General features: G+C 34.7%; 9 protein-coding genes, 1 tRNA gene and 1 pseudogene. 3 read left to right on the top strand and 8 right to left on the bottom strand.

What is annotated here, in order from left to right:
• Positions 1-709: 709 nt before the first annotated feature.
• The 6 genes and pseudogenes from B5V81_RS05070 to folE form a co-directional block, all read right to left on the bottom strand.
• Positions 710-1,187 (bottom strand): annotated as a pseudogene (locus tag B5V81_RS05070) (SMI1/KNR4 family protein).
• 240 nt (positions 1,188-1,427) lie between these two features.
• On the bottom strand, positions 1,428-1,541 hold the full coding sequence (locus B5V81_RS08815) for a hypothetical protein (protein ID WP_244979377.1): 114 nt from the start codon (positions 1,539-1,541) through the stop codon (positions 1,428-1,430).
• A gap of 1,730 nt (positions 1,542-3,271) precedes the next feature.
• Positions 3,272-3,766: a hypothetical protein gene (locus B5V81_RS05060; protein WP_212112397.1), complete on the bottom strand. Its 495-nt coding sequence runs from the start codon at positions 3,764-3,766 to the stop codon at positions 3,272-3,274.
• 134 nt (positions 3,767-3,900) lie between these two features.
• On the bottom strand, positions 3,901-5,088 hold the full coding sequence (locus tag B5V81_RS05055; RefSeq protein WP_212112396.1) for an alpha/beta hydrolase: 1,188 nt from the start codon (positions 5,086-5,088) through the stop codon (positions 3,901-3,903).
• 177 nt (positions 5,089-5,265) lie between these two features.
• Positions 5,266-5,350: transfer RNA gene (locus tag B5V81_RS05050), tRNA-Leu, on the bottom strand.
• Between the two features lie 139 nt (positions 5,351-5,489).
• Positions 5,490-6,110, bottom strand: a complete 621-nt coding sequence (folE, locus tag B5V81_RS05045) for a GTP cyclohydrolase I FolE (protein ID WP_212112395.1) — start codon at positions 6,108-6,110, stop codon at positions 5,490-5,492.
• A 125-nt stretch (positions 6,111-6,235) separates the two neighbouring features.
• Here folE and B5V81_RS05040 point away from each other — a divergent pair, with 125 nt between their 5' ends.
• The 3 genes from B5V81_RS05040 (at position 6,236) to thrS (ending at position 9,103) form a co-directional block, all read left to right on the top strand.
• A complete protein-coding gene (locus B5V81_RS05040; protein WP_212112394.1) occupies positions 6,236-6,697 on the top strand; it encodes an iron-sulfur cluster assembly scaffold protein in 462 nt (153 codons plus the stop codon).
• On the top strand, positions 6,664-7,014 hold the full coding sequence (gene yidD, locus B5V81_RS05035) for a membrane protein insertion efficiency factor YidD (RefSeq protein ID WP_212112393.1): 351 nt from the start codon (positions 6,664-6,666) through the stop codon (positions 7,012-7,014). Before B5V81_RS05040 ends, yidD begins: the two co-directional genes overlap by 34 nt.
• Before the next feature lie 112 nt (positions 7,015-7,126).
• Positions 7,127-9,103: a threonine--tRNA ligase gene (thrS, locus tag B5V81_RS05030; RefSeq protein ID WP_212112392.1), complete on the top strand. Its 1,977-nt coding sequence runs from the start codon at positions 7,127-7,129 to the stop codon at positions 9,101-9,103.
• Positions 9,104-10,212: 1,109 nt separating this feature from the next.
• Here the strand turns inward: thrS and B5V81_RS05025 are convergent.
• Together B5V81_RS05025 and B5V81_RS05020 are read right to left on the bottom strand one after the other, a co-directional pair.
• A complete protein-coding gene (locus B5V81_RS05025) occupies positions 10,213-10,716 on the bottom strand; it encodes a MerR family transcriptional regulator (protein ID WP_005773478.1) in 504 nt (167 codons plus the stop codon).
• 185 nt (positions 10,717-10,901) lie between these two features.
• Entirely contained in the window at positions 10,902-11,225 is a 324-nt protein-coding gene (locus B5V81_RS05020; RefSeq protein WP_212112391.1) for an integration host factor subunit alpha, read from the bottom strand.
• Positions 11,226-11,287 lie beyond the last annotated feature (62 nt).

Raw genomic sequence — 11,287 nt, 5'->3', positions numbered from 1 at the left:
CAAGTAATGCTGATAATCTATGAATCCCCCTCACTTAATTTCCCTTCTCGTCCACCTTTTCATACATCGCTCGTCCACCTTTTTAGGTCCACCTTTTAGACCACCTTAATTTTTTGATTTGAGATTTTTTCTTTAATTCTTAATTTTTTTATTGGAACATAAAAAATTATAGACATCAATATGCTCTTGCACATATTTACATAACTTGATTCTCGTTGCTAAAGCCTGATTCGCTCTCTGGGGGCACCATTATATCTTAAAAAATTAATTGTTAAATAAGTTAGATACTCTGATAGTTTTTAATCCGTCAGTTATTTTTATTATATGATGAGATCTTCTAGCTAATATGAAGGCATACTAGTTTTTTATTTATCAATGTTAAATTAATTGTTGTGGTTTCCTCCATTTCCGTATTTATCTCTTAAAAAAACAGCTTTTGTTATTTTATCTTAGTCAACTATAAAGGCAAAGTTTTTTAATAAATATGTTTTTAGAAATTTCATCTGTATTTAAGTATTTTTTTCAGAAACTTTGTTACTACTTCGCGTTTTCACAGACTTGAAGTTCTCTAGTTTTTATAAATTTGATGTTTCTGTGATTAATAGAGTTGAGCTGTGTTTCAGTTAAGAGAGCTACTTTTTTACACATTATTGAAAAATAAAATAGGCGGTTTAACGTTATATTTCAAAAACAAAACCGCTACAAAAAACTATTCTCTCGTATGTTCCTTAATCCTTTTGTAGAGGAATTCATAAAAATTACTTGCATAATACTGGACGTCTTCGGAGGAAAATCTGAGATAGAGTGGGCATTCGCCATCTTGAAATTGAGCATAATCAAAATAAAACATCTCACCAAAATCAGTTGTACAAACAACAAGCTGATTTGCCTTTATAAACCCCATCTCTTCTATCGAGTAAGTTTCGATAAACAATATCACCAGAAGGAATATCCGCACAGACCTCGTAAATGCTGAATATTTCTTCGCCACCGATTTCTCCTCCTCCATAATTTTTTAAAAAACTTTTGGAGGAAGATGTGAATTGTAAAGCTAGAGTTTCCTCAGCCTTTTCAATCAATATATCATCAGGTGCATCCTCTGCAGTGCCAAAATCGATAATATCATCATCGTATTTATTCACTTTATCAATTAATACTGTAACATCATCTAAAGTATAAGTTTTCATAATTTGTGCTCCACAAATTGTAGAAAGTCTTTGCTTATAAACCTTTCTATTTATCAAATACTAATCTGTTGATACACTTACTGGTTTGGTGTTAAATTGATAGGAATAAAAAGAGCTCTTTTCTTGGTGAAATAACTGGATAATCTCTATTACAAACTTCATACTTGCAGCGACAATAGGCCACTCTATCTGCTCCAATAGAAGTGTTTTCTGATTCCATACTTTTAATATTGGCATTAATTACTTAAAATTTGTGTTTGGATGAATATAAATAACAGAGTTCTTTTCTTGATAGAACGAGTAGAGAATCTCTACTATAGGGCCATTTTGTTCTTGTGTTATAGGATACAACATTATAGGCTTGCAATCGATACCAATAGGACTCTTCCTGACGCCATTCTCTCAAGATTTGTACCTGTTACTATCTGTCCTTTTTCTTTCCAAGAAGAAATTGTCTCAGACTCAAAAAGCTTATCTTCTTGATAAACCCTTTTACCGTCAAATTCAAAAGGCTCAGTCAACCTGTACTTTCTTTATCCATTTCATGATCTATAATCCCCTCAGTTCAACCCAAATAATTATGGATTTTTTTTGAACAGCAACTTTCCACTAAAGCATTTTAATTGGCCCCCAAAAAACCTTTTCCCCTTCTCAATCAAAGCACAGCCGACGTAATTTAGATTTTACCACTTCTTTAGCTAAAGTCAGTGCACTTTCAAGATAAAGCTATTGGATACTATTTTTATCTAGATAATTCCCCACTCCAAAGATTTTGTGATAAGGTTGTAAGATCTCAAAATCACCGAATAAAGCCAACGTACGAACACGAAGTAGAGCATAACTCTTATGCAAAATTAATCTTTTTGACTGCTTATTCTAAAACATCATCAAACATCTATTTTAAGTAATTATCCCCCACTTCTGATTAAAATATTTTTTAAACCCTTTACTTTAAATTAAGCTCGTAATCTGATAAATATTCAAAATGCGTAGGATTAATCGTTTTACAAGCGGCAGCAAATATCGATACTAATTAAAAAATAGTTATCACATTGCAAGAAATTTTGAGCAATTTCATCATTATAAAAAATTACACTTCACGATTAAATTAATAAAGTACCATATGCTCATCTCCATCGAGTTTGTTAACCGACCAGCTTAGATTTTTCAAAACTACTTTTACATTCTCCATAGCCAATATTACGATTCATTTCATCCATCCTCCCTGTCACATCAATAGATACTGTTTTAGGGATAAAAAATATAGTTGGAGAAACAATGGAGAAAATCGAAACGTTTTGGAAAAATCTATTCGATAATGATAAGCAAAAGTAAAAGCATTATCAATTGTGTATTTCACAATACCGTCCATAAATCCTAGACAGTTCTTCTTAAAGTTCTCCTGATAAAATTTAATCTTTTTAATTAGAGCGAGAGCAACAAAATGGCGCATTACAAGATTAGGTTTACTGTCTGTATAAGCAAAATAAATGATATGATTTTCATTTTGGCTATGAGTCCAGTCAAGAATATCTGCACAAATCTATTTTTATTTGTCTTCATTCACTTCAATAAGAGAAATTATATAAATCTCTTCTGCTTCTTTGAAAGTTATATATTGAAATAATCGAGAAAAGATATCACGATGGACAGTGAAGAAAACAAGTCTTGAGAGCAAAGCCTTGAAAGTAACTATTGGCATTTTTTTTCTGTATAAAGGCTCTACATTATAGTGATGAAACAGTATTTATCTATAAAATAAGCATTGCGATCGTGATTTTTAGCATGATAAAACTGTCTAGACAGTTGTTTTTACTTTTTTTAAATTGGATTAAGGAGAGCAAGATCTTGTAAACAAGCGCATATCTATACTGACTCTCACTTCTTTAAAGTCATCAGATGCTCTTCAGCACATTGAATGACTACCATCTTTTCTTCCTTTGGAATCGTACTTAGAGTGCCCTAGAGCTGATATCGTTAAAAAACAGAAGGAAGATAAAAGTAACTCCAATCTAAATGCATTGTTTGCGCGTAAAAATGAGATATTTTTATCAATGTGTTTGTTTTAGAATTTTTTTTTGGCTTTAACATTCTTTTTCAAAAAGGTGCGGACTTTCAACAATAAGTTTTTCTCGAGCCTTTTGTAACTGCTTAATGACTTCATCAATTTTTGATGGAGAACAAAGAGATTCTTCGCTATTCAACAAATATGCCTTCTCCTTTCCCTCATATAAACATTGCATCTGAGATTGAAGTATTCTAACTTCTTGAAAAAAAAGACGTCCAGTTTCTTTAAAACCATTGTTAAGTGAAAAAAGTTGATCGGAAATGGAGAGCAAAATTTGTTTTAAAAAGCGCTCATTTTCTTGGCGTTTACGATATTCCAAAATAAGAGCATGGCTTATCTCATCTAATTGTTTTTTTGTAGAATCAATTTGACGCAATAAATTTGGTTTTTCCCCCATATCACCTTTTCTCACCTTCACAAGCATAGCATGAATCTCTAACAACTTAATTGCGGAATGAGATAAATAATCAACAACTGTAGGTGTATTGACATAGCTTTTCTGTGCAATCATTACAAACTCACCTAATAACTGTTTTTTTAACTCAGTCCGCTATTTCTTTTTCATTTTACAAAGTCATTCTAAAGAAAGTGCTAAAAAATACTCCTCCAATACATTATTCGATAGTCTCCTTTCTTCTTTTCTTGCTATCGATGTAGAATTCGTGGAGAAAGAAAACGTAAAGGTGTATAAAGGATAAGATGTGTTGTTTTTTCCAACACACTACTACTATCTGCAAGAAGAGCTTGACTAGGTGATAATTCTGTACCTTGCATAATTGTTGAAGCCAAAGAACCTTCTCGAGAAAGAGCCATTAACGTTGGGGAAGACGCAAAGACATTGTGTGCCCCCCCATCCACATGAGAAAAATCAAGAACGGTTATTCCATTTTTACGCAACATTTCAATATCTGAGCCATCACCCACGCGGTGATGTCCACCCGTAAGACGCCCTGAAACCGCAAGGGCTTTATCTGCTCTGGATACTAAAATTGCTGTTGGCTGTGGAAGTGTTTTTATATCATTAAGTTGGCGTTCAAACACATCAATATCAATATCTGGTGCCGCCATTAATAAACTTGTAATACGACGAATAGGTTTATATTTTCCCTGTAGAGCTAAGGTTCTAAATGCCTCCATTATAACAAAATTGCCCATAGAATGTGCAATAACCGAAATTTGATCAGCATCGGTTTCACTAATAAGTGTTAAGAGTTCTATCAATCCGTCACGGGCAAAATTAGCACTGTCACGATCATAAATATAAAGAGGAACTGATCCAGCAGAAGGCCAAGAATAATGTACAGCAACAACATTTAAAGAATAATCGTGTGTAAACTGCGCTGTACGAAATGTACCATCTGCAAAATTATTATTATATCCATGGATAAAAAGAAAAATTTCTTTTTTTCCTTTTGGCTTTTTTGCTAAAGCAGCATTTAATTTCTGTTTAAACTGTTCTTTATTATCGTATTTTTGCAATGAGACTGCCGCAAAATACTTATCATGTGTAGGTTTATACGCATTGATTTCAACAACCCCCTTTACATGTTGCTGAGGAATTCCCACGTCAACGCGATTATAATGTACTTTATTTGATCGCTCTGCGCCATAAGGTTGAGCATAATTATTTTGCATCTTACGACTTGTTGCAACATATACTGGAACAATGGCTTTTGGAGAAATCGGTTTTCCTTCAACTTCTCTTTCTACTGCTGTCATAGAAGGAGTTGCATGCACCCCATGCCAAAGGACAGCACGCGAATCGCTACACGCTGATAATAAAGAAATACAAATAAAAAGTGTTAAATACCTTAAAACTCCCATACTTCTCACTGTAACTCAGCCCCACCTATAAAAAATATAATGTTTCAAATGAACAGATTAAAGTAAAAAAATAAAGCGTTATAAAGAAAAAAACAGAAGATAACACGTAAAGAAAAAATTTTCTATAATTCGCACAAACCACCCTTTTCTGTACAAATTTCTCGTTACAGAGAAATTAATTGTCAATGGTGCGGTCGAGAAGACTCGAACTTCCACGGGTTGCCCCACAGCGACCTCAACGCTGCGCGTCTACCAATTCCGCCACGACCGCACGTGGTTAAGCAAAACATTCTGGCCTTCAGCCTTTAACAAATCAGAAAGAAAGGTACAAGCCAATTTTCTCTTTCCCATAATTTATTTTATTCATATGATTTATAACTTAATAAAGACGACTAGAAATATAGGCTTTACTATGATCTTTGAAACATCATCATAAAATCTGCTTGTGCAGCTTGATCTTTTTCATAATAACCATGAAATTTTTTTGTAATTGTTGTAGATCCCTGCTTTTGGATTCCTCTCATAGCCATACACATGTGTTCAGCCTCAATCAATACTGCCACACCACGCGGTTTCAGATGCATTTCTAAAGCATGCGCCACTTGCGCTGTCATAGCTTCTTGTGTTTGTAAACGACGAGAAAAAATATCGACAACACGTACAATTTTTGAAAGGCCAACAATTTTTGCATCAGGAAGATAGGCTATGTGCGCTTTCCCAATAATTGGGATCATATGATGTTCACAGTGCGAATAAAAAGGAATATTTTTTACGATTACCGATTCATTATATCCTGAAACCTCTTCAAAAACTGTTCCTAAAGTTTCTTCAACTGATTGATGATAACCACTAAAAAGCTCTCGATATGCTTTGGCTATACGTTTCGGAGTCTCTAAAAGCCCTTCTCTTCTTGGATTCTCCCCTACCCATAAGAGTAATGTACGAATCGCTTCTTCCACCTCTTCAATACTCGGACGCTTTTCTTTAGATAACAAAGAATCCTTTGCGCCTCTTTTAGGAACATTACGCATTCAAAAACTCCAACTTTACTCTATACAAAACATTTGCGACAAACCTATTCCATTTTGTATAATCTCTATATAAGCGAATTAAAAGTTTAAACAATCACGTCTCTCAAAATTTCAGGCAATAGTGCATGATTGATAATATCTATAGTGATAAAATACTTGAATATGCTGCGCATATAAGCAGAATTGGGCGTCTTAATAATCCTGATGCAACATCAAAAAAATATGCACATCCTTGCGGCTCAACAATCACTGTAGATTTAAAGGTGAAAAATCATATCGTGACAGATTTTTCTCATGAAATACACGCATGTGTACTAGGGCAAGCCTCAGCGTCACTTTTAGCATCTCATATCATCGGACAAACAACACAAGATCTTAAAATATTACGTAAAGTTATCTATCAAATGCTAACGCAAGGTGGTCCTTTCCCTCAAGCTCCCTTTGAGGATTTTTCTTGCTTACAGCCCATTAAAGACTATAAAGTGCGCCATGCTGCAACACTACTACCCTTTGATGCAACGATAGACTGCATTCAACAAATTGAAGAAAATAAATGCTCAAAACACAGCTTCAACAAAAAAAAATGAATCGAAATTACACCGGTGCTTGGCAAAAAACACCTGGACGATTACTGGGTATTGCCCTAATACGTCTCTATCAAATAACACTTTCGAGCCTTATAGGCAATCAGTGTCGCCATGCCCCAACTTGTTCAGAATATATATATGAAGCAATTGCACGCCATGGACTTTGGGCTGGTGCATGGATGGGACTCTTTCGTATCATACGTTGTGGTCCCTTTGGAACAGATGGCTTTGATCCAGTTCCTCCCTCGCTTGGACACTCTTGCTGTTTTTATAAACCTTGGCATTACTGGAAAGTTTCTGACAAACACAACAAATAATTCTTTTCTTTTTTCACATGTATTGATAGAAGAATAAGTCTATAAGTTTTTTACTCAGTTTTCACGAAACCATCCGCAATCGTTGGCGGAATTGGATTAAAAGGGTGTTTTTATGTCTTGCTCTATTTCTCTTTCTTTTCCCGATGGTTCAAAACGTAATTACCCCGCCGAAATGACAGGCTTGGAATTAGCAGAATCGATTTCAAAATCACTCGCAAAAAAAGCTGTTGCCTGTAGTCTTGATGGCATCACGAGAGATCTATTGGATCCATTAGGACAATCTGGTCAAGTAGAAATTATTACCCGAGAAGATTCACGTGCTCTTGAGCTCATAAGGCATGATTGTGCCCATGTTCTTGCTGAAGCAGTGCAAGAACTTTTTCCTGAAACGCAAGTAACAATAGGTCCTGTGATTGAAAACGGATTCTATTATGATTTTGCACGCCAACAACCTTTCACATTAGATGATCTCACCGTCATTGAAAAGAAAATGCGTGAAATTATCCAACGCAATAAACCTTTTAGAAAAGAAATTTGGTCTCGTGAAAAAGCCAGAAGAGTTTTTTCTGAGAAAAAGGAATTTTATAAAGTTGAACTTATTGATAGCATCCCTGATAATCAAGATTTAAAAATCTATTATCAAGGGGAGTGGTTTGATCTTTGTCGCGGACCGCATATGCAATCTACAGGACAAATTGGAAATGCTTTCAAATTAATGAAAGTCGCGGGAGCTTACTGGCGTGGCGATGCCAATAATCCAATGCTCACGAGAATTTATGGAACAGCATTTGCAAATGAAAATGACTTAAAAGCCTACCTCCATATGCTAGAAGAAGCTGAAAAACGTGATCATCGCCGCTTAGGACGTGAAATGGACTTATTTCATTTTCAAGAAGAAGGCCCAGGAATGATTTTTTGGCACCAAAAAGGCTGGAAAATGTTTCAAAATTTAATCAACTATATGCGTAGACGCCTTGATGATCATCAATATGCCGAAGTTAATGCACCACAAGTTCTGGATAGATCACTTTGGGAAATATCGGGGCATTGGGGCTGGTATAAGGAGAACATGTTCAAAGCAATTCCGGCAGCAGAAGATGCAGACCATGGGACTGTTTATGCCCTTAAACCAATGAATTGTCCTGGTCATGTGCAAATTTTTAAACATGGTTTAAAATCTTATCGTGATTTGCCTATTAGACTTGCTGAGTTTGGTCTTGTTCATCGTTATGAGCCTTCAGGTTCTTTGCATGGTCTGATGCGTGTGCGTAGTTTTACACAAGACGATGCGCATATTTTTTGTACTGATGAACAATTAGCCGATGAATGTCTCAGTATTAATGACCTTATTTTATCGACTTATGCGGATTTTGGTTTTAAAGAAATCAGCCTTAAGCTTTCAACACGTCCAGAAAAACGAGTTGGATCTGATGCATTATGGGATCATGCAGAAAGTATCATGGAATCTGTCCTTAAAACAATTGAAACAAAATTTTCCGGACAAATCAAAACAAGCATCTTTCCAGGTGAAGGAGCCTTTTATGGTCCAAAATTTGAATATACATTAAAGGATGCTATCGGCCGTGAATGGCAATGTGGAACAACACAAATAGACTTTAATCTTCCTGAACGTTTTGGGGCATTCTACATTGATAAAGATTCAGAAAAACGTCAGCCTGTTATGATCCATCGTGCTATTTTTGGATCAATGGAGCGTTTTCTTGGTATATTAATTGAAAATTTTGCTGGACATATGCCGCTTTGGCTTGCTCCTGAACAAATTGTTGTCGCAACAATTACATCTGAAGCAAATGAATATGCCCAAAAAATAACGGCAAGACTTAAAGCTGTTGGGCTTTCTGCAACAACAGATCTTCGTAATGAAAAAATTAACTATAAGATACGAGAACATTCTTTACAAAAAGTTCCCGTCATTTTGGTCTGTGGAAAACGGGAAGCTGAAACAAATAGCGTAAATATGCGTCGCTTAGGTAGTCCAAATCAAACCTTTTTATCTGTAGAAGATGCAATTAAGCAACTTTCAAATGAGGCGTTGCCTCCAGATTTACAGCGTGTAATAAATGCATAACTCCATAGAAGATGGTAAAATATTAGTTTTTTTACTATAAATCATAAATTTTTGTGCAAAATCAAACGATTTGATAGGTTTTTCGATTTGATACATGATTACCAATTATTCGTAAAAATCACGTGATCACACTTTACGAGGGCGGTTGCTAAAAAAGTCGAATATAAGAGCTATAAGCTCTTAAAATGCAAAAATTGTAAACAATTGAATATGAGCGACTAACTTATAGCATTAATCTTTTATCTTTATAACAGGAAGATGACTCTATTATCACAAATAGATCATTGTGATAATGATACCAAGTAAGAAAACTAAGAACAAGATTATCATAAATACGTCAATTAGCCGAATAACGATGTGTCTTATTCATAAGATACACCTTTATAAAAAAATACAACACTTTGATTTATAATGATAATATACCATTATTCATATTAAGCAAGAATCTTAAATATCATAAGGATTTTCTTATTTTAAATCTCTTTATGTTCAGCAATCAAAATCATTCGTTTGCACATGACAAGTGGAGAAGCTCGTGTGGATAAAAAACTATTTAGAAAAGACTAAAAAATACTTAAACTGCTCAAATGCCGATGGCTTGTTGCATCATTGAGCGCTGACAAAATGCGTGTTGCTTCTTCACAAGCGAAAATAGTACTTACTGCCCAATGAATTTAACGTTATAAGTATTCATTTATGAGCACTATCGCGAAATGGGCTTAAGAAGTCTTAAGAAAGATCTTTTAAAAACAGATATGTAAATGGAAACTCAATAACGTTCTATAAAAGCAGCATGCAATATACACTGATGAGATATACCGCTTATAACTTCCCTTGAGAGTTATAAAGCTAAATCAAAAGAGTATGATAAAATTCGAGGTTCTTTCTTTCCTCTTTTCATATTTGATCAAATGAAGAACCTTTACTAAAAAATTAATCAACTACACAACATGTTAGGTCTGCTGCTCGTTTAACATATAAAGCTCGAACCACACTTAAAACGTCTAAATATCTATAAAACACATTGCTGCACTAAACCTAAATATTGATTTATAAAAAAACGTTAAAACAGGTTTTTTACTAATAAAAAGCAACATAAAATATTATTGTTATCGTGCTCTATCAAGAACACGCTTACATTCAATGAGTTCAAATAGGATTTCTTGCAACAATGCTTTATCGGTTTTATCTTTGTAAAGATTCACAGAACCAACAGAGGTTTCTCCCTCATTCCTCATAAAACTCAAAAGTCCAAAAGAAGACTTCTTAGGTTTATTGCTCGTATTTTCAAAAGTTTGTCCTGCATGTTTTTTCTCTATAACAACATTCATGGCATCAAGATCGCCATTACCAAATGCAGTCACAAAAGCAACACCATTTTCTTTCAAAAGGCGCTGCACACCTTTTATTGTATAACCCTGATCGTACAACAACTGCTTAATACCATTGAGCAAATCAACATCAACTGGACGATAGTAACGCCTTCCCCCCCCACGTTTCATTGGCTTAATCTGCCTAAAACGTGTTTCCCAGAATCTTAAGACATGCTGTGGAAGCTCCAATAATTCGGCTACTTCGCTAATTGTGCGAAAAGCATCAGAGCTTTTATCCATTTTGCAACACCTTACCTAAAATACGACGAATGATTTGATGATGATTCATTACGTCTCAATTTCTCAACAAGATTAGTCAAAAATAGGACTTTGACTACTTACTAAACAGTCTTTTTTTTAAAAAAAACACAGATCTTTATTTTATATATTTCTTAATAACTACCAAAAATTACCATGGCGCTTATTTATGAGAGATCTTTTTTCTGTCTTGCACGATGCGAATCTAAAATTCTCTGTTTAAGGATATTTGCAGCCTTAAACGTCACAACACGTCGCGGTGGAATAGGTGCTTCAACACCTGTTTTTGGGTTGCGTCCAATACGTTCATTCTTACTGCGAACCTGAAAAGTTGCAAAAGAAGATAATTTAACCGCTTCACCTCTTACAAGTGAGTTGCAAATCTCATCCAAAACCATTTCGACCAAAGCTGCTGATTCAGTATGTGACAAGCCCACTTTTTTACAAACTACGCTGGCTAAATCTGCACGCGTTACTGTCTTACTTGTCATTATAACCACCTATTCAAATATTAAAAATTACAAAATGACTTATATGTTTTATTCAAATATGG

It is taken from the genome of Bartonella queenslandensis (assembly GCF_018155095.1).
GTDB classification, from domain to species: domain Bacteria; phylum Pseudomonadota; class Alphaproteobacteria; order Rhizobiales; family Rhizobiaceae; genus Bartonella; species Bartonella queenslandensis_B.
Note: the sequence above shows the minus strand (reverse complement) of the source record. Positions and strands in the feature narration are given on the sequence as shown.

Excerpts from the sequence above, each read along its gene's own strand:
- yidD (WP_212112393.1), top strand. The coding sequence starts at position 6,664 with ATGCTCAAAACACAGCTTCAACAAAAAAAAATGAATCGAAATTACACC.
- B5V81_RS08815 (WP_244979377.1), bottom strand. The coding sequence starts at position 1,541 with ATGTTGTATCCTATAACACAAGAACAAAATGGCCCTATAGTAGAGATT.
- B5V81_RS05060 (WP_212112397.1), bottom strand. The coding sequence starts at position 3,766 with ATGATTGCACAGAAAAGCTATGTCAATACACCTACAGTTGTTGATTAT.
- thrS (WP_212112392.1), top strand. The coding sequence starts at position 7,127 with ATGTCTTGCTCTATTTCTCTTTCTTTTCCCGATGGTTCAAAACGTAAT.
- B5V81_RS05025 (WP_005773478.1), bottom strand. The coding sequence starts at position 10,716 with ATGGATAAAAGCTCTGATGCTTTTCGCACAATTAGCGAAGTAGCCGAA.
- folE (WP_212112395.1), bottom strand. The coding sequence starts at position 6,110 with ATGCGTAATGTTCCTAAAAGAGGCGCAAAGGATTCTTTGTTATCTAAA.
- B5V81_RS05040 (WP_212112394.1), top strand. The coding sequence starts at position 6,236 with ATGATTGATAATATCTATAGTGATAAAATACTTGAATATGCTGCGCAT.
- B5V81_RS05020 (WP_212112391.1), bottom strand. The coding sequence starts at position 11,225 with ATGACAAGTAAGACAGTAACGCGTGCAGATTTAGCCAGCGTAGTTTGT.